This window comes from Bradyrhizobium sp. CIAT3101, from assembly GCF_029714945.1.
GTDB lineage: Bacteria > Pseudomonadota > Alphaproteobacteria > Rhizobiales > Xanthobacteraceae > Bradyrhizobium.
Genome location: NZ_CP121634.1, coordinates 4,091,562 through 4,109,919 on the forward strand (window position 1 = coordinate 4,091,562; position 18,358 = coordinate 4,109,919).

20 protein-coding genes are annotated in these 18,358 nt (G+C 64.6%); 15 read left to right on the top strand and 5 right to left on the bottom strand.

The window, feature by feature from the left end:
• Positions 1-145: 145 nt before the first annotated feature.
• The gene (locus tag QA645_RS19275) at positions 146-1,513 is read left to right on the top strand and encodes an Nramp family divalent metal transporter (RefSeq protein WP_283052257.1); all 1,368 of its coding nucleotides are present in this window, start codon (positions 146-148) and stop codon (positions 1,511-1,513) included.
• 131 nt (positions 1,514-1,644) lie between these two features.
• On the opposite strand, the gene QA645_RS19280 is transcribed toward QA645_RS19275, so the two are convergent.
• From QA645_RS19280 to hemB, 3 genes are all read right to left on the bottom strand, one after another.
• Positions 1,645-2,421, bottom strand: a complete 777-nt coding sequence (locus QA645_RS19280) for an arginyltransferase (RefSeq protein ID WP_254131951.1) — start codon at positions 2,419-2,421, stop codon at positions 1,645-1,647.
• Between the two features lie 104 nt (positions 2,422-2,525).
• Positions 2,526-3,062, bottom strand: coding sequence for an RDD family protein (locus tag QA645_RS19285; RefSeq protein ID WP_254131950.1), 537 nt, complete (start codon positions 3,060-3,062; stop codon positions 2,526-2,528).
• A 238-nt stretch (positions 3,063-3,300) separates the two neighbouring features.
• On the bottom strand, positions 3,301-4,362 hold the full coding sequence (hemB, locus tag QA645_RS19290; protein WP_254131949.1) for a porphobilinogen synthase: 1,062 nt from the start codon (positions 4,360-4,362) through the stop codon (positions 3,301-3,303).
• A gap of 138 nt (positions 4,363-4,500) precedes the next feature.
• On the opposite strand from hemB, the gene QA645_RS19295 reads away from it, so the two are divergent.
• The 12 genes from QA645_RS19295 (at position 4,501) to QA645_RS19350 (ending at position 15,130) form a co-directional block, all read left to right on the top strand.
• A complete protein-coding gene (locus QA645_RS19295) occupies positions 4,501-5,004 on the top strand; it encodes a DUF6163 family protein (RefSeq protein ID WP_254131948.1) in 504 nt (167 codons plus the stop codon).
• 481 nt (positions 5,005-5,485) lie between these two features.
• Positions 5,486-6,004, top strand: coding sequence for a MarR family winged helix-turn-helix transcriptional regulator (locus QA645_RS19300; RefSeq protein WP_027529973.1), 519 nt, complete (start codon positions 5,486-5,488; stop codon positions 6,002-6,004).
• A gap of 200 nt (positions 6,005-6,204) precedes the next feature.
• Positions 6,205-6,441 (top strand): hypothetical protein, encoded by a 237-nt coding sequence (locus QA645_RS19305; protein ID WP_254131947.1) that lies wholly within the window; start codon positions 6,205-6,207, stop codon positions 6,439-6,441.
• A gap of 37 nt (positions 6,442-6,478) precedes the next feature.
• The gene (locus QA645_RS19310) at positions 6,479-6,700 is read left to right on the top strand and encodes a hypothetical protein (RefSeq protein WP_254131946.1); all 222 of its coding nucleotides are present in this window, start codon (positions 6,479-6,481) and stop codon (positions 6,698-6,700) included.
• Positions 6,701-6,960: 260 nt separating this feature from the next.
• Positions 6,961-8,271 (top strand): serine hydroxymethyltransferase, encoded by a 1,311-nt coding sequence (gene glyA / locus QA645_RS19315; protein ID WP_254194033.1) that lies wholly within the window; start codon positions 6,961-6,963, stop codon positions 8,269-8,271.
• A 15-nt stretch (positions 8,272-8,286) separates the two neighbouring features.
• Positions 8,287-8,769 carry a transcriptional regulator NrdR gene (gene nrdR, locus QA645_RS19320; RefSeq protein ID WP_063683081.1) on the top strand — a complete coding sequence of 161 codons (483 nt, stop codon included), beginning with the start codon at positions 8,287-8,289 and terminating at the stop codon, positions 8,767-8,769.
• Positions 8,766-9,914, top strand: a complete 1,149-nt coding sequence (ribD, locus tag QA645_RS19325; protein ID WP_283052286.1) for a bifunctional diaminohydroxyphosphoribosylaminopyrimidine deaminase/5-amino-6-(5-phosphoribosylamino)uracil reductase RibD — start codon at positions 8,766-8,768, stop codon at positions 9,912-9,914. The genes nrdR and ribD overlap by 4 nt, the downstream gene beginning before the upstream one ends.
• Position 9,915: 1 nt before the next feature.
• Positions 9,916-10,527, top strand: coding sequence for a riboflavin synthase (locus tag QA645_RS19330; RefSeq protein WP_283052288.1), 612 nt, complete (start codon positions 9,916-9,918; stop codon positions 10,525-10,527).
• A gap of 99 nt (positions 10,528-10,626) precedes the next feature.
• On the top strand, positions 10,627-11,118 hold the full coding sequence (ribH, locus tag QA645_RS19335) for a 6,7-dimethyl-8-ribityllumazine synthase (RefSeq protein ID WP_283052290.1): 492 nt from the start codon (positions 10,627-10,629) through the stop codon (positions 11,116-11,118).
• 3 nt (positions 11,119-11,121) lie between these two features.
• Positions 11,122-11,616: a transcription antitermination factor NusB gene (gene nusB, locus QA645_RS19340; RefSeq protein ID WP_254131941.1), complete on the top strand. Its 495-nt coding sequence runs from the start codon at positions 11,122-11,124 to the stop codon at positions 11,614-11,616.
• Between the two features lie 153 nt (positions 11,617-11,769).
• A complete protein-coding gene (thiL, locus tag QA645_RS19345) occupies positions 11,770-12,771 on the top strand; it encodes a thiamine-phosphate kinase (protein WP_283052292.1) in 1,002 nt (333 codons plus the stop codon).
• 238 nt (positions 12,772-13,009) lie between these two features.
• Positions 13,010-15,130 carry a sodium-translocating pyrophosphatase gene (locus QA645_RS19350; protein WP_283052293.1) on the top strand — a complete coding sequence of 707 codons (2,121 nt, stop codon included), beginning with the start codon at positions 13,010-13,012 and terminating at the stop codon, positions 15,128-15,130.
• A 165-nt stretch (positions 15,131-15,295) separates the two neighbouring features.
• Here the strand turns inward: QA645_RS19350 and QA645_RS19355 are convergent, their stop codons facing one another.
• Positions 15,296-16,309 (bottom strand): tripartite tricarboxylate transporter substrate binding protein, encoded by a 1,014-nt coding sequence (locus QA645_RS19355; protein WP_254131938.1) that lies wholly within the window; start codon positions 16,307-16,309, stop codon positions 15,296-15,298.
• 117 nt (positions 16,310-16,426) lie between these two features.
• Complete coding sequence (locus QA645_RS19360) at positions 16,427-16,912, bottom strand: outer membrane protein assembly factor BamE (protein ID WP_254131937.1); 486 nt, start codon at positions 16,910-16,912, stop codon at positions 16,427-16,429.
• 98 nt (positions 16,913-17,010) lie between these two features.
• Here QA645_RS19360 and QA645_RS19365 point away from each other — a divergent pair, with 98 nt between their 5' ends.
• Together QA645_RS19365 and QA645_RS19370 are read left to right on the top strand one after the other, a co-directional pair.
• Positions 17,011-17,565 (top strand): ubiquinol-cytochrome C chaperone family protein, encoded by a 555-nt coding sequence (locus tag QA645_RS19365; protein ID WP_283052296.1) that lies wholly within the window; start codon positions 17,011-17,013, stop codon positions 17,563-17,565.
• Positions 17,562-18,143: a DUF177 domain-containing protein gene (locus tag QA645_RS19370; protein WP_283052298.1), complete on the top strand. Its 582-nt coding sequence runs from the start codon at positions 17,562-17,564 to the stop codon at positions 18,141-18,143. Before QA645_RS19365 ends, QA645_RS19370 begins: the two co-directional genes overlap by 4 nt.
• Positions 18,144-18,358 lie beyond the last annotated feature (215 nt).

The window sequence follows — 18,358 nt, forward strand, 5'->3', positions numbered from 1 at the left end:
TGGGGCCAGTATTCGCGCCGGGGACGGCCAAACCCACCCGCTTCCCGACAGGATCGGGCAAAATGGGCCGGCTGCATGGAACTGATGCGGCTAGATGCAGTTGCAAATGAGTTGCAATAAGGCTCAAACCCGGTATTCTGCCAGCATGGATGCCCGATCGCCTGATTTGACCCAGGACCTGACCCAAGCCGCCGGTACCGGCTGGCGCACCGACGCGCCGACCACGAAGAGCCTGGCCGAGGTGAACGCCACGGTCGCCATCCCCGCGGCGGGGGCGTGGTGGCGGCGGCTGCTGGCCTTCGTCGGCCCAGGCTACATGGTCTCGGTCGGCTACATGGACCCCGGCAACTGGGCGACCGACCTCGCCGGTGGATCCAGATTCGGTTACACGCTGCTCTCGGTCATCCTGCTTTCCAATCTGATGGCGATCCTGCTGCAGTCGCTGGCGGCGCGGCTCGGCATCGTCACGGATCGCGACCTCGCGCAGGCCTGTCGCGCGACCTATTCGCCGGCCGTGAACTTCCTGCTCTGGCTGGCTTGCGAGGCAGCGATCATCGCCTGCGATCTCGCTGAAGTGATCGGCACCGCGATCGCGCTGAAGCTGCTGTTCGGCATTCCCCTGGTCGGCGGCGCGCTGCTCGCAGCCCTCGACGCCTTCCTGTTGCTCGTGCTGATGAACCGCGGCTTCCGCTTCCTCGAAGCCTTCGTGATGGCGCTGCTTGCGGTCATCGCGGTCTGCTTCGCGGTCCAGATCGTCGCCGCCGCGCCGCCGGTCGCGGAGGTGCTGCACGGCTTTGTGCCGAAGAGCGAGATCTTCACCAATTCCGAGATGCTCTACATCGCGATCGGCATCATCGGTGCAACCGTGATGCCGCATAATCTGTACCTGCATTCCTCGATCGTGCAGACGCGTGCGTATGAGCGCAACGACGAAGGCCGTCGCGAGGCGATCAAATGGGCGACGACGGATTCGACCGTCGCGCTGATGCTGGCGCTGTTCATCAACGCCGCGATCCTCGTCGTGGCGGCCGCCACTTTCCACAAGAGTGGTCACTCGGATGTTGCCGAGATCGGCCAGGCCTTTGAGCTGCTCTCGCCGCTGCTCGGCCTCGGCATCGCCTCGACGTTGTTCGCGGTGGCGCTGTTGGCGTCAGGCCTCAACTCGACGGTCACGGCGACGCTCGCCGGCCAGATCGTGATGGAAGGCTTTCTCGATTTGCGCCTGCCGAGCTGGGCGCGCCGCCTCGTCACGCGCGGCATCGCCATCATTCCGGTGATCGTCGTCACCGCGATCTACGGCGAGCGCGGCACCGCGGACCTGCTGGTGTTCAGCCAGGTCGTGCTGTCGATGCAACTGCCGTTCGCCGTCATTCCGCTGGTGCGCTTCGTGTCGGATCGCCGCAAGATGGGGCAGTTTGCGATTGCACCCTATATCGCTGCGACCGCGTGGATCGTCGCGGGCGTCATCGTGGTTTTGAACGTGAAGCTGTTGGTGGATACGCTGTTCGGCTAATTACTCCCCACTATCGTCGCCCGGCTTGACCGGGCGACCCAGTATTCCAGAGACAGTTGTTGTTGAGCCGAAAAGCCGCGGCGTACTGGATGCCCCGGTCAAGCCGGGGCATGACAGGGAATGTGAGGCAGCTAATCCTGCGGCTCGGACGCCGCATCGCCCTGTGCGTCGATGCGCAGCCAGCCTGAGGGGGCGAGGCGCTGCTGCGGCAGGAAGCGGGCCTTGTAGTCCATCTTCTTGGAGCCCTCGATCCAGTAGCCGAGATAAACGTAGGGCAGGCCCTGGCGACGGGCGCGGGCGATGTGGTCGAGGATCATGAAGGTGCCCATCGAGCGGCTGACCTGGCTCGGCTCGAAGAACGAATAGACCATCGACAGACCGTCGCTGAGCACGTCGGTCAACGCGACCGCGATCAGCTCCTCGCCACGGCCGGTGATGCCGCTGTCGGGACCGCGCTTGCGATATTCGATGATCCGGGTTTCGACATGGCTGTCCTCGACCATCATGGCGTAGTCGAGCACGGTCATGTCGGCCATGCCGCCATGGCGGTGGCGGGCGTCGAGATAGGCTCGAAACACCGAATATTGTTCGGAGGTCGGTACCGCGCTGCGCTGTTCGCCGATGATGTCGGAATTGCGCGCCATCACCTTGCGGAAGTTGCGGGAGGGGCGGAACTCGTTGGCGACCACGCGCACCGAGACACAGGCCCGGCACTGGTCACACGCCGGCCGGTAGGCGATCGACTGGCTGCGGCGGAAACCGCCATGGGTCAGGAGGTCGTTGAGGTCGCCGGCGCGATCACCCACGAGGTGCGTAAACACCTTGCGCTCATGCCGGCCCGGCAGATACGGGCAGGGGGACGGCGCCGTGAGGTAAAATTGGGGGGTGTCGCGCGAGTGCTGGGTCAAGGGACGTCGTGGGCCTCCGAAGTGAGTATCAGCATCGCGCTACGAAAGCCCCCGGTCAATCGGTCCGCTTGGCAGGTCAGGTCAGTCAGTCTAGCGGAGCCTGGTTAGTAGGTCCTTGCCGTTTGCGGCACGGGCGCCCGAACGGAATTGTTGATCACGACCGTTCCCAGCACGAAATCGTGCAGCAGCCGCCGGCGGCCGTTGAACAGGCCGACCAGCACGACGAACGGCGACAGGAACGAGACCGTCACCCAGAACAGCACGGCATGGGTGGCGCCGAGGACAAAGTAGCCGGGCGCGCCGTACCAGGTGCGCAGCTCAAGATCCATGATCCGCATCCCGATGGTCGCGGACGAGGGACCGCCGATGCAGGCACCGTAATAGACGATGGCCCAGATCACGGAGGCGGGCCAAGCCAGCCAGAACAGCGCCCAGCCGATGCCGAGCGTCACCACGCCGAACAGGGCGATGAAGATGTAGCCGAGGATGACGGGAACGGAGATCACGACCATGTCGATCAGGAACGCGAACACCCGCCGCGTCGCGACACCGCGGAACAGTTCCGGATGCAGATAGGGGTCGTAGGCGTGAGCCGCGCCATCACTGCGCCAGGCGCCTGAACTACCCGAGTCATAAGACATTGTCCGTCCTCCCAGGGAAAACTCCCGTGGCAGGACATGGGAACAGGCTATTCCCCTGCCAAGGGTGCGCGCGCGTCAACAAGCCGAAATATTCCGGCAATTCGGGGGCGGGGGAGGCCGACAGCGAAAGTCTCGTAGGGTGGGCAAAGCGAAGCGTGCCCACCATCCGGTAATGATCGCGACCAATCGTGGGCACGGCGCAAATGCGCCTTTGCCCACCCTACGGCACCTACGATACTTACGTCTGCGCGCGCAGCTTCTCCGCCGCCTTCGGCGCAAAATAGCTGAGCACGCCGTCGGCACCGGCGCGCTTGAACGCGAGCAGGCTCTCCATCATCGCGCGGTCGCCGTCGAGCCAGCCGTTGTTGGCGGCGGCTGCGATCATCGCGTATTCGCCGGAGACCTGGTAGGCGAAGGTCGGCATCGCAAACGTGTCCTTCACGCGGCGGACCACGTCGAGATAGGGCATGCCGGGCTTCACCATCACCATGTCGGCGCCTTCGGAGATGTCGAGCTCGACTTCGCGCAGCGCCTCGTCGGTATTGGCGCTGTCCATCTGATAGGTGCGCTTGTCGCCGGTCAGCGTCTTGGCCGAGCCGATAGCGTCGCGGAACGGGCCGTAGAAGGCGGAGGCGTATTTGGCCGCATAGGCCATGATCTGCACGTCGAGCAGGCCTGAGTGGTCCAGCCCCTCGCGGATCGCGGCGACGCGGCCGTCCATCATGTCGGAGGGGGCGATGATGTCGCAGCCGGCCTCGGCCTGCACCAGCGCCTGGCGCACCAGCACCGCGACCGTCTCGTCATTCAAAATCTTGCCGTCGACGATCAGGCCATCATGGCCGTGGCTGGTGAAGGGATCGAGCGCGACGTCGCAGAGGATGCCGATCTCGGGAAACTCCTTCTTGATCGCGCGCACCGCCTGGCAGACCAGATTGTTCGGGTTGGTCGCTTCCGAGCCTTCCTCGTCGCGCAAGGACGGGTCGGTGTAGGGAAACAGCGCCAGGCAGGGGATCGTCAGCTTCATGGCGCGCTCGGCCTCGCGCACGGCCTGGTCGACGCTGAGGCGCTCGACGCCGGGCATCGAGGCGATGGCCTCGCGCTTGTTGCTGCCGTCGATCAGGAACAGCGGCCAGATCAGATCGTCGGTGGTGAGCACGTTCTCGCGCACCATCCGCCGGGCCCATTCGGCCTTGCGGTTGCGGCGCGGGCGGACGGTCAGATCGAGGGCATGGGGCACCGCTGCACCCGTCCCGCGCGCAACCTCGCGCAGTTCGATCGGACGTCCGTATTTGATCGCCATTAGTCTTCCTCCGGCTGGAATTATTCTTATACCAGCTCGCATGGTTCCCGCCACCGCGGCTTGACCTGCCGCAAGGCAGAATTGAACCGACTTGCGCTGCCGATTGATTTTGCGGGGCGAACCGGCCAGAAGGGGGCCATGTCCGAGATCTCCACCCGCGATGCGGCCCGCGACGGCGCCAATGCCAGAGATGCCGTCAGAGACAGCGCCCGCGACAATGCGATGTCGGTGGCGGCGATCTCGTCGGAGCGCCCCGAGTCCGACGACAATGTCTGGACGCGCCGGCTGGTGCTGTTCCTGCGCGTGATGGCGCTGCTGTCGATCCTCAAGGGCCTCTATCACTGGGCGCAAGTGACGGGCTTCGTCGGCGGCGAGGACGAGGCGTTCGAGAACCAGTCGATGGCCTGGCAGGCCTCGACCATCTACTTCGCCGTGATCGAGCTCGTCGCCGCCGTCGGCCTCTGGCTCGCCACGCCCTGGGGCGCGGTGGTGTGGCTCACCACCGTGGTGTCGATGGCGGTGATCGAGCTGATGTTCCCCGGCATCTATGGCGGCAGCCTGATCGTGGTCGGCGTCGAGGCCTTCATGCTCGCCGCCTATCTCGCACTCGCCTGGATGGCCGCGCGCGAACGACCGCCATAGCGATCGCGCGCAGGCATCTTGCAGGATGGGTGGAGCGAAGCGAAACCCATCGATGCAACCGCGCGCGAATGATGGGTTTCGCTTCGCTGTACCCATCCCACGGTCTGTTCAACTCCGGGACACCAGCGATTTCACGCGCGTTTGGTTGACCACTCGTTGCGTAAAATTCGAGGTAACTTTTCATTGACCTAGCGGTATCCGCCACAGCTGTTACGCGTGCGTTTCGAAACGGGGCGGGGCTGTTCTGGAATGCGACAGAACGGGCGCACGGAGGGTGAACAGGACCTTGCGAAGGTCAACAGACGGTTGCGAAAAGCCCTTGTGGCACAGGCTTAATCCGCAATTCACTGTCTTAAATTCATGATCTCTTTATTCTCTTATTTAAGCCGATCTTCAAACGCCCCCCTTAAGTTGCACCTATCAGACGGGACACAAGTTTCGTCGAATAAGTGTCGATAAAAACGACAACAGGGGAAGTGTCATGATGAAAGCCGTCGCAACTGCGGCAGATACCGCAGAGCGCGTTTCGGGCCCGCAGGGTTCGGTGCAGTCGCTCTATCTGGAAGCATTGACTCTGGTGGAGCGGCTGCATCGCCGTCTCCTCGACGTGATCAAGGACGAGTTCGATCGTCGTGGCCGCGCCGACATCAATTCCGTGCAGGCGCTCCTGCTCTATAACATCGGCGACAAGGAGCTGACCGCGGGCGAACTGCGCACGCGCGGTTACTATCTCGGCTCCAACGTCTCCTACAATCTGAAGAAGCTCGTCGAGCTCGGCTTCCTCGATCATCAGCGCTCGCGCGTTGACCGCCGCTCGGTGCGCATTCGCCTGACGCCGCAGGGCCAGGAAGTCCGCCGCATCGTCGACAGCCTCTACCAGAAGCACGTCAAGACCGTTGAACAGGTCGGCGGCATCTCGGGCGAGGAGTTCTCGACCCTCAACAAGTCGCTGCACCGCCTCGAGCGGTTCTGGACCGACCAGATCCTGTATCGGCTCTGAGTTTTCCGAGGGATTTGGCCAAGCCGGCCCAAAACAAGACCGGCAAGCCTTCCCGAACGTGCCTGCTTCCCCAAGCGCGCCGGCCCGGCTTGCCCCGGACCGGTGCGTTTTGTCGTCGTTTTCGCACTTGCGAAAAATATGACGGCCGGGTGGAACCAGTTGTTCGCGTCGCAGTTGTCTCCTCGGGATCGGAGGATGCAATGCTGGTCGAGCGCGGGTTGCAGGCAATGAACGTCGAGCTCGTGAGCGATGCTTATGCCATCGCCGCGAACTACCTCCGTCGTTCCGGCGCGATCCCCGACACGCTCGTCACCAACGAACGCCTGCTCGAGATCATCATCAAGCTGCTCCAGCACGGCGAATTCAACAAGATCAGGCTCGCCAACAAGGCGATCGCGCGCTTCGAGGCGCAGGCCGAGGCGAGAGCGGTTGCCTGATCAAGACTCCCAAAATTCCGAAAGACCAGAGGGTGCCATGGAAGCTGCCATCGACCGCATCATGCAGACCTATGACTTGCTCGCCAACCGGACGGCGGCGGCGAGCGAGGAGGCGCGCCTGAAGGTCACGAACTATCTGAATACGTTGATGGAAGCCGGTGAGAAAGACACCCACAGGTTGACGGTCTGCGGCCTGACCTATCTGCGCCAGCTCGACGGCAGCGTGGACCCCGTGAAGGCCGGGTATACCGGGCTGTAGGGGATTCCAGCCGGCGCCGGGGCCGTCATTTAGGGTCCGAAGCGGACCCTTCAGGGAGGGGTGGATCGGGGGCGGTTCCAGAGAGTCTTCCATCCCCAAAATGCTCCGATCCCCACCATATCTTGCATAAATATCACGCTCGACCCTCAACTACTTGGCCGGGGGCGGGCGATGTGGTAGATCGCGCTCGCCGCTTCCGATCGCCACACCAAGACCCCCGTAGCCCGCCAAAAGGCTGCGGCGGTGGAGATATTCGCAAGATGACCCTCGCCAAGAACTCTGCAGCGTCCGCCTCTGCGCCCGATTCGTTTTTCACCGCCTCGCTCGAGCAGGCCGACCCGGAAATCGCCGCCGCCATCAAGGGCGAGCTCGGCCGGCAGCGCCATGAAGTCGAGCTGATCGCCTCCGAGAACATCGTCAGCCGGGCCGTGCTGGAAGCGCAGGGTTCGGTCATGACCAACAAATACGCAGAGGGTTATCCGGGCGCGCGCTACTACGGCGGTTGTGAGTGGGTCGACGTCGCCGAGAACCTCGCGATCGATCGCGCCAAGAAGCTGTTCGGCGCCAACTTCGCCAACGTGCAGCCGAACTCCGGCAGCCAGATGAACCAGGCGGTGTTTTTGGCGCTGCTGCAGCCCGGCGACACCTTTATGGGTCTCGACCTCGCGGCCGGCGGCCATCTCACCCACGGCTCGCCCGTCAACATGAGCGGCAAGTGGTTCAAGGCCGCGCACTACACCGTGCGCCGCGAGGATCAGCTCATCGACATGGACGCGGTTGCCAAGCAGGCCGAAGAGGTCAAGCCGAAGCTGATCGTTGCCGGCGGCTCGGCCTATTCGCGCGCCTGGGACTTCAAGCGTTTCCGCGAGATCGCGGACTCGGTCGGTGCGTATCTGCTGGTCGACATGGCGCACTTCGCGGGCCTCGTCGCCGGCGGCGTGCATGCCTCGCCGGTGCCGCATGCCCACGTCACTACGACCACCACGCACAAGTCGCTGCGCGGTCCGCGCGGTGGTCTGATGCTGTGGAACGACGAGGCGCTGACCAAGAAGTTCAACTCGGCGATCTTCCCGGGCCTGCAGGGCGGCCCGCTGATGCACGTGATCGCGGCGAAGGCGGTTGCGTTCGGCGAAGCGCTTCGTCCGGACTTCAAGGTTTACGCGAAGAACGTCGTCGAGAACGCCAAGGCGCTGGCCGAGGCGATGAAGAGCCACGGCTTCGATATTGTTTCCGGCGGCACCGATAACCATCTGATGCTGGTTGACCTCAGGCCGAAGGGCCTGAAGGGCAACGTTTCGGAGAAGGCGCTGGTCCGCGCCGCCATCACCTGCAACAAGAACGGCATTCCCTTCGATCCGCAGTCGCCGTTCGTCACCTCCGGAATTCGGCTGGGCACGCCGGCGGCGACGACCCGCGGCTTCGGTGTCGCTGAATTCCAGCAGGTTGGCGGCATGATCGCCGAGGTCCTGAACGCGATCGCGCAGTCCGACGACGGCAAGGCGCCGCTGGTCGAGGCCGCGATCAAGGAACGGGTCAAGGCGCTCACCGACCGGTTCCCGATCTATCAGTAAGGTCTGGATACACGGATGCGCTGCCCGAACTGCAACAGTCTCGATACGCAGGTAAAGGACTCGCGTCCGACCGAGGATTCCTCCGTCATTCGCAGGCGGCGCGTATGCGTCGCCTGCGAATTCCGCTTCACCACCTTCGAGCGCGTGCAATTGCGCGAGCTCACGGTGATCAAGCGCAACGGCCGCCGCGTGCCGTTCGACCGCGACAAGCTGATGCGCTCGGTGTCGATCAGTCTGCGCAAGCGGCCGGTCGAGCCGGAGCGGGTGGAAAAGATGGTCTCCACCATCGTGCGCGAGCTCGAGACGGGCGGCGAGGCCGAGATCTCCTCCGAGGTGATCGGCGAGACCGTGATGGAGCATCTGCGCACGCTCGACGACGTCGCCTATGTGCGCTTCGCCTCCGTCTATCGCAATTTTCGCGAGGCCAAGGATTTCGCCGAGGTGCTCGGCGAGCTCTCCGGTGAGGAGGAAGCGCGGCTCGCCGCGATCCGCAAATGATCTTCCGCATCCTGGAGGATCAGTTCGCCCAGAAGATCCGTGAGACGAAGGATTCCGATCGCCGGTTCATGCAGCTTGCGCTGGCGTTGGGCCGGCGCGGGCAGGGGCGCACCTGGCCCAATCCTGCCGTCGGTGCCGTCATCGTCAAGGACGGAGTGATCGTCGGCCGCGGCTGGACCCAGCCCGGTGGACGTCCGCATGCCGAAGTTGAAGCACTGCGACGGGCTGGTGAGGCCGCGCGCGGCGCGACGCTCTACGTCACGCTCGAACCCTGCTCGCATTTCGGCAAGTCGCCGCCTTGCGCCGACGCGGTGATCGCCGCCGGCATCAAGCGGGTGGTCGCAGCGATCGAGGATCCCAATCCGGACGTCGCAGGCCAGGGCCATGCGCGCTTGCGCGCGGCCGGCATCACCGTGGATGTGGGTCTGTGTGCGGCAGAGGCCGCGTTCGACCACGCCGGCCATTTCCGCCGCATCCGCGATCACCGTCCGCATGTGATCCTGAAGCTCGCGGTCTCGCCCGACGACAAGATCGGCGCCGCCGGTGGCAAGCCGCTCGCAATTACCGGCGAAGCCGTGCGCAACCGCGTGCATCTGCTCCGCGCCTCGAGCGACGCCATCCTGGTCGGTATCGGTACGGTGCTGGCGGATGATCCGCAGCTCAACTGCCGCCTGCCGGGTATGGACGCGCGTTCTCCGGTGCGCGTCGTGCTCGACCAGAATTTGCGCATCCCGGCCTCGAGCCAGCTCGTGCGCTCCGCGCGCGAGACGCCGGTCTGGGTGATCGGCTCGGAGCTCGCCGAGGCTGCGGCCGCCACGCGGCTTGGCGCCGCCGGTGCGCAAATCATGCGCATGCCACCGGGAGGCGCATCCGGGCTCGATCTTACCGCCGTGCTGCATGCGCTCGCCGAGAAGGGCATCACGCGCCTGATGGTCGAGGGCGGCAGCCGTTTGGCGGCATCGTTCGTCTCCGCCGACCTCGTCGACGAGATCTGGCTGTTCCGCGGAGCGGAAGAGGTCGGCGCCGGCGGGGTCGATGCGCTCGATGCATTGCCCCTGTCGAAAATCACGCAGTCGCAGGCCTACAAGGTTCATGCTAGCGAGACATTCGATCACGATACTCTCACCATCTACGAGCGCGCCTAACATGTTCACCGGCATTGTCACCGATATCGGCGAGATCGTCAGCTTCAAGCCCGTGGCACAGGGGCAGTTGCACCGCCTGCGTATCGCTTGCAGCTACGATCAGACCACCATCGCTGACGGCGCCTCGATCGCCAGCAACGGTGTGTGCCTCACTGTGGTTGCTTCCGGCGTCGCAGACGGCAAAACCTGGTATGACGTCGATGCGGCGGCCGAGACGCTGGCGCTGACGACGGCAAAGCACTGGAAGCTGGGCACGAAGCTCAATCTCGAGCGTGCGCTCAAGATCGGCGACGAACTCGGCGGCCACATCGTCGCCGGCCATGCCGACGGCATCGCAACCATCGTCAGCCGCGAGGACCTGCCCGATATGGCGCGATTCGAGCTCTCCGCCACGCGGGAGCTGGCGCGCTTCATCGCCACCAAGGGCTCCATCACGCTCGACGGTGTCTCGCTCACGGTCAATACCGTGAAGGACGTGACCTTTTCGGTACTGATCATCCCGCATACGCTTGATGTCACGACCATCGGCGGCTGGAAGGCGGGGACCGAGGTTAATATCGAGGTCGATTTGATGGCCCGCTATGCGGCGCGGCTGACGGAAATGACGGTTTAAAACTTGGCTTACCCGCCTGCGGCGACTACATAACGCGGCGACCCAAGAGACCGACCAAGAAACCGACCAAAAGACGACTTCACGAAACGGATTGAGACGATGGCAGACGCGCGGCGCGCACCCCTGAAGGACCAGACCGACATCTCCGGCGCACGTGCGCTGATTGTCGAGGCGCGGTTCTATGACGATCTCCAGGACGCGCTCCTCGACGGCGCGGTCACCGAGTTGAAGGCGGCGGGCCTGACCCATGACGTCATCACGGTTCCCGGCGCGCTGGAGATTCCGGCGGCGATTGCGATCGCGGTCGATGCGGCTGCGGCCAACGGCAAGCCCTATGACGCCGTGATCGCGCTCGGCTGCGTGATCCGCGGCGACACCATTCATTTCGAGATCGTCTCGCAGGAATCCTCCCGCGCGCTGATGGACCTTGCGGTGGCGCGCAAGCTGCCGCTCGGCAACGGCATCCTCACCGTCAACAACGAGGACCAGGCCTGGGCGCGGGCGCGCGCCAGCGAGCTCAACAAGGGCGGCGATGCCGCGCGCGCAGCGCTTGCTATGCTGCGCATCAAACGCCGTCTGGCGCGGGCCTGAGCCATGGTTGACGCGAAAAAACCGGCGGGACCAGCGGAGAAGAAAGCGAACCGGCGCGGTGCGGCGCGGCTCGCGGCCGTCCAGGCGCTCTACCAGATGGATATCGCCGGTGCCGGCATCAACGACATCTTTGCGGAGTTCGAGAGCCACTGGCTCGGCAACGAGGTCGAAGGCGATACTTACCTGCCGGCGGAAGCGGCATTCTTCCGCGACGTCGTCTCCGGTGTCGTTCGCGACCAGAAGAAGCTCGATCCTCTGATCGACGAGGCGTTGTCGAAGGGATGGCCGCTGAAGCGGATCGAGGCGATCCTGCGCGCGGTGCTGCGGGCAGGAGCCTATGAGCTCCAGCACCGCAAGGACGTGCCGGGCCGTGTTGTGGTCTCCGAATATGTCGACGTCGCCAACGCTTTCGTCGACCGCGAGGAGACCGGCATGGTCAACGCGGTGCTCGACCAGATCGGCCGCCAGTTTCGCGGTGATGAGTTCGGGCGGGGGTAATTGAGACGACGACTTCCGCCGTAGCCGTCACCCTGAGGTGCCGGAGCGAAGCGGAGGCCTCGAAGGGCGGCGGCGTGCCACTGGGCTGCACCTCGGCCGTGCATCCTTCGAGGCTCGCAAGGGCTCGCACCTCAGGATGACGGGTCTGCTATCGTGACGCAGGACAAAAACCAAGCCTCCGCCGAAGACGCCCTGATCGCGCGCTATTTCAAGCCGCTGGCGACTGATCCCGGCGCGTTCGCCCTGGTCGACGATGCCGCGATCCTGTCCTCGTCGGGCGACGATATCGTCGTCACCACCGACGCCGTGGTTGAGGGCGTGCATTATCTTGCCACCGATCCCCCCGACACCATCGCGCGCAAGGCGCTGCGGGTGAACCTGTCCGATCTCGCCGCCAAGGGAGCTGCGCCCGCCGGATTCGTGCTGACGCTGGCGCTGCGGAGCAAGGAAGACGCCTGGCTCAGGCCGTTCGCCGATGCGCTGGGCGAGGACGCCAAGACCTTTACCTGCCCGCTGCTCGGCGGCGACACGGTGTCGACGCCGGGACCGCAGATGATCTCGATCACCGCCTTCGGCCGTGTGCCGAAGGGGCGGATGGTCGGCCGCACCGGTGCCAAGCCGGGCGATGTTATCCTCGTGACGGGGACGATCGGCGATGCCGCGCTCGGCCTCGATATGCTGACCGGCGGCGCGGCGGCCACGGCGCTGACCTCCGATCCGGCAGCAAGAGAAGCGCTGATCTCGCGCTATCGGATCCCTCAGCCGCGCAACGTGCTGGCGCAGGCCGTGCGTGATCACGCGACGGCGGCGATGGACGTCTCCGACGGGCTCGCCGGCGACCTGACCAAACTCTGTGCAGCATCCGGTGTCTCCGCCACGGTCAACGTGGCGAGCGTGCCGCTCTCGGCCGCGGCGGCAGACCTGGTCGCCCGCAACGCCATTTGCGTTGAGACGCTGCTTGCCGGGGGCGACGATTACGAGGTGCTGTGCACGGTGTCGCCGGCACAGAGCGATGCACTGATGGAAGCGGGGCGGGCGGCGGGTCTGGCCGTCACGGCGATCGGCACCATCGTCGCGGGCCTTGAGCGGCCGCGCTTCCTTGACGGGCAGGGTCAGGAGTTGGCCTTGAAGCGCCTGTCCTACAGCCACTTCTAGGAAATGCGCCAGGCCGGCGGCCAGCCGCTCGGGATTAGGTCTAAATACTTGCCGAGATCGGCTTTTTTGGCCTCATCCGGCGTTGCACCCTCAATTTGATTTTGGCAAGCTTGTGACCGACTAGGGCCACCCCTTCGTGCAAGGGGCGGCCCTGTTCAACATAAGGGTGCCGCACCGCTTGACGGAAAAACAAAAGGCACCGGGGGTACGTACATCAAGGATCTGAGGCAAAAATCACATGACAGCATTATGGTTGATAGTGCTCTGCGGAGTGCTTTCCGTCGTCTACGCGATTTGGGCGACGTCTTCGGTGTTGAGTGCAGATGCGGGGTCACCGCGCATGCAGGAGATCGCGGGAGCTGTGCGTGAAGGCGCACAAGCGTATCTCCGGCGCCAGTACACCACGATCGGCATCGTCGGCATCGTCATCTTCGTGCTGCTTGCCTATTTCCTTGGCCTTTATGTCGCGATCGGCTTCTTGATCGGCGCCATCCTGTCGGGGGCGGCCGGCTTCATCGGCATGAACGTCTCGGTCCGCGCCAACGTGCGTACCGCCCAGGCCGCGACGACGTCGCTCGCCGGTGGCCTCGAACTCGCCTTCAAGGCGGGCGCGATCACTGGCATGCTGGTGGCGGGTCTCGCGCTGCTTGGCGTGACCCTCTATTTCGGCTTCCTGGTCCACTCGCTGAAGCTCGCGCCCGATAGCCGCACCGTGGTCGACGCCATGGTGGCGCTCGGCTTCGGCGCCTCGCTGATCTCGATCTTCGCCCGTCTCGGCGGCGGCATCTTCACCAAGGGTGCGGACGTCGGCGGCGATCTCGTCGGCAAGGTCGAAGCGGGTATCCCGGAGGACGATCCGCGCAACCCGGCAACGATCGCCGACAACGTCGGTGACAACGTCGGCGACTGCGCCGGCATGGCCGCCGATCTATTCGAGACCTATGCGGTGACCGCGGTCGCCACCATGGTGCTCGCGGCGATCTTCTTCGCCAAGACGCCGATCCTCTCCAGCATGATGACGCTGCCGCTCGCCATCGGCGGCATCTGCATCATCACCTCGATCATCGGCACCTTCTTCGTGAAGCTCGGGCCGAGCCAGTCGATCATGGGCGCGCTCTACAAGGGCCTGATCGCAACCGGCGTTCTGTCGCTGATCGGCATCGCTGGCGTGATCTACTACCTGATCGGCTTCGGCAAGCTCGACGGCGTTGACTTCACCGGCATGGCGCTGTTCGAGTGCGGCGTGGTCGGCCTCATCGTCACCGCGCTGATCATCTGGATCACCGAGTACTACACCGGCACGGACTATCGTCCGGTGAAGTCGATCGCCCAGGCCTCGGTGACCGGTCACGGCACCAACGTGATCCAGGGCCTCGCCGTCTCGATGGAAGCGACCGCGCTGCCCGCGATCGTCATCATCGCCGGCATCCTCGTCACCTACAGCCTGGCCGGTCTGTTCGGCATCGCGATCGCGACCGCCACCATGCTGGCGCTGGCCGGCATGGTCGTCGCCCTCGATGCGTTCGGCCCGGTGACGGACAACGCCGGCGGTATCGCTGAGATGGCGGGCCTGCCGAAAGAAGTGCGCAAGTCGACCGACGCACTCGACGCGGTCGGCAACACCACGAAGGCAGTGACCAAGGGCTACGCGATCGGCTCCGCCGGTCTCGGCGCGCTGGTGCTGTTCGCGGCCTACAACCAGGACCTCAAGTTCTTCGTTGCGGATTCCGCGCAGCATCCCTACTTCGCCGGGGTCAATCCGGACTTCTCGCTGAACAATCCGTACGTCGTGGTGGGCCTCTTGTTCGGTGGCCTGCTGCCGTACCTGTTCGGCGCGATGGGCATGACGGCCGTGGGCCGTGCAGCCGGCGCGATCGTCGAGGAGGTACGTCGTCAGTTCCGCGAGAAGCCGGGCATCATGCAGGGCACCGACAAGCCGGACTACGGCAAGGCGGTCGACCTGCTCACCCGCGCGGCGATCAAGGAGATGATCATCCCCTCGCTGCTTCCCGTGCTGTCGCCGATCGTGGTCTACTTCGTGATCTACGCGATCGCAGGCGGCGGCGTGGCCGGCAAGTCGGCGGCGTTCTCGGCCGTCGGCGCCATGCTGCTCGGCGTGATCGTGACGGGCCTGTTCGTCGCGATCTCGATGACCTCGGGCGGCGGCGCCTGGGACAACGCCAAGAAGTACATCGAGGACGGTCATTTCGGCGGCAAAGGCTCTGATGCCCACAAGTCGGCCGTGACCGGCGACACCGTCGGCGATCCCTACAAGGACACCGCGGGCCCCGCGGTGAACCCGATGATCAAGATCACCAACATCGTGGCGTTGCTGCTGCTGGCGATTCTGGCGCACTGATCCGTCGATGACACAAGATAAAACCCCGCGGCGTGAGCCGCGGGGTTTTTGTTTTCTGGCGACGGTGTGTAGGGCGGATTAGCGCAGCGTAATCCGCTTTCTTTGCGGCCCGAGTGGTGGCGGATTACGCTGCGCTAATCCGCCCTACGGAATCGCGGCGCGAAGCTACTGCACATCCATCTGCAGGCCTTCCTTCTGGATGATGCCGGCGAATTTCTTCGTCTCGGCGTCCACGAAGTCCGCGAATTGCTGCGGCGTGCCGTAGTCGGCGCGGGCGCCCATGGCGGCGATCTGCTTCTTCATGTCGTCGCGCTCGAGCATCGCCTTGACCTGGAGATTGAGCGCTTCCAGCACGGGAGCAGGGACGGCCTTCGGCAGAAACACCGAGAACCATGACGACACATCGAAGTTCGCAAGCTCCGGCGCGCTCTCGCGCATGGTCGGCAGGTTCGGCGCGAGATCGCTCCGCTCGGTCGTGGTCACGCAAAGGCCGTTGAGCGTGCCGTTCTGAACCTGCGGCAGGCTCGGATAGAGATTGTCGAACAGGATCTGGATGTCGCCGGCAAGCGCGGCTTGAAGCGCGGGCCCGGCACCGCGGAACGGGATGTGCGTCATCTTCAGCCCGGTGAGCTGGAGGAACCAGGCGCCGGTGAGGTGAGGGCTCTGGCCGACGCCGGAGGAGGCGTAGCTGAGCTTGTCCGGATTGGCCTTCAGATACGCGATCAGCTCGGCGACCGATTTGATGCCGGTCTTCGGATGCGCCGAGACGATGTTCGGAATCCGGATCATGTTGGAGACCGGCTGGAGCTGGTCCGGCTTGTAGCTGAGGTTCTTGAAAATGCTGTAGGCGATCGCGTTCGGCCCGGGGTTGCCGATCAGGATGGTGTGGCCGTCGGCCTTGGAGCGAACCACTTCGGCCGTGCCGATCGTGCCGCCGCCGCCCGATCGATTCTCCACGACCGCGGTCTGGCCCCAGGCGGACTGGAGATGGGCTGCGAGCAACCGTCCCATGACGTCGGTCGAGCCGCCGGCCGCAGCCGGCACGATCACACGGATGTTCTCGGTCGGCTTCCAGTCCGCAAGGCTCGATCGCGGCAGGATGGCTGCGGCCGAGAGGCCGGCGGCGCCGGCGAGCACGCGGCGGCGGGACAGAATCTTGTTCTGAAGTTGATTGGGCACGAATCCACTCCCTGCTTCTTGTTTTGCAGAGAGCGTATGGAACCCGGCGTGCAACGGCAAGTCGCGCGCGCCCGCAGGTGCCGCGCCAAGGGCGGCACGACGCCGCAGGGTTGAGCCTCAGTTAAAGCTGAGCAGCTTGAACAGCGGCGCGAGGTAGCTCATCTCCTGACCCGAGGTCGGCGTGGTCCGGCTGATGGAGTCGAAGATCTTGCCGTCCTGCAGGCCGTAATTCGCAAGCCTGCGCACGCGCCGGTTCTTGTCGAAATAGACGGCGATGACGCGCTGGTCGACCACCTTCTGGTTCATGAAGGCGACCATGCGCTCCGAGCGCTGCGAGATGTAGTAGAACACCTCACCGTCCAGCGTCGCGACCGTGGAGGGCGTGCCCATCACGATCAGCACCTGATCCTGGCTCGCACCGATTGGAATCTGCTCGAGCGCGCCGGGGGGCAGGATGTAGCCCTTCTGGAACTGCTCGCCGGTGCATCCCGCAAGGGCGCCACCGACCAGAGCCACGGCCGCGAGCATGCGCAAGCCGCGCCAGCGTGCATGAAGGCCGCGCCGCTTGTCTGCGCGCAGGCTGGTCTGGTTCGTTATCGTCATAGTGGAACTGATTCCGTCCCCTTGCGTCGCGCGAGGCGCTGAAGTACCGGGCGGAGGCTCTGAATGCAACTCGCGCGCGCCCGCTTGCGGAAACCACAATGCTTTGGCCGTTCAATCACTTCAGGAAACCCCGGCTAGCCCCGGCCGGCACCATTGAGGCCATCTATGGCATGATCGTGACGCAGGCGCGAGAACCCATATTTTACCGGGACTTGGGCGTGCCTGATACGGTTAATGGCCGTTTTGACCTGTTGCTGCTGCACCTCTGGCTGTTGCTGCGGCGGCTGCGGACTGTCGCCCAGGGCGGGGTGGAGCTGTCGCAGGCCCTGTTCGACCGCTTCTGCGAGGACATGGACGACAATCTGCGCGAGATGGGCATCGGCGATCAGACCGTCCCGAAGCGGATGCGGGCCTTCGGCGAGGCCTTTTACGGCCGCGTCCAGGCTTACGACCAGGCGATCGATACGGGCGCCGAGGCGCTGGCGCAGGCAATCTGCAAGAATATTTTGAATGGCGCCGGGACGGATCACGCACGGCGGCTGGCGGCCTACGCGGTGGCGGCGGATGCTGATCTCGGCCAGACCGAAGATGCCGCGCTGCTGCGCGGATCCTTCAAATTTCCCGCACCGCTTCGGGAGGATGGAACGTCATGAATCGACCGATGACCGGATCCGAACCTGATCCCTGGCGCGTGCCCGTGATGGTGGCGCATATTCCGGATACCGGCTTGCATCGTGAGCTCGAAGCATCGGCGGCCGAGCGTCAGGCCATGGCCGATCTCGCGGGCGTGCGTGAGGTCCTGTCGGCCCATGCCGACCTCGACGTCGTGCCCAAGAGCGGCGGCCGGCTCCAGGTCACGGGCCGGGTCCGCGCTCGGATCGGCCAGACCTGCGTGGTCACGCTCGATCCGATGGAGAGCGACATCGACGAGGAGGTCGATCTGACCTTTGCGCCCGAGGCCGAGGCGCGGCGGCTGGCTGACCTGATCGAGGAAGGCGAGGACAACGAGGAACCCCCGGAGGTTGCCGATCCGCCGGAGGCCATCGTCAACGGGATCATCGACCTCGGCCGTATCGCGACCGACGCGGTGTTCCTGGCGATCGACCCTTACCCCCGCAAACCGGGGGCCGTGTTCGAGGCGGAGGTCACCGCACTCGATCCCGAGGATCATCCGTTCGCGGCGCTGAAGGCACTCCAGGACAACAAGCGGGGCAAGAAGAAAGGCAAATAGCTGGGCATTCCCCGTAAGACCGCTGTGTGATGGGGCGTGAGGTGTTTGCCGGACTGGTTTGAAAGGCCGTCCTACCTCTTTGATTTTTATTGTTTTATTGCCAATTCGAGCATCCGCCAGCGGATCGCCCTCAATCCAAAAGGCTGGGGGCAAGAGGTTGTTTCGGGATAACAAAACGCTATTGTCCGCCCGGTTCGGGCGCGGCGTGGCGCTCG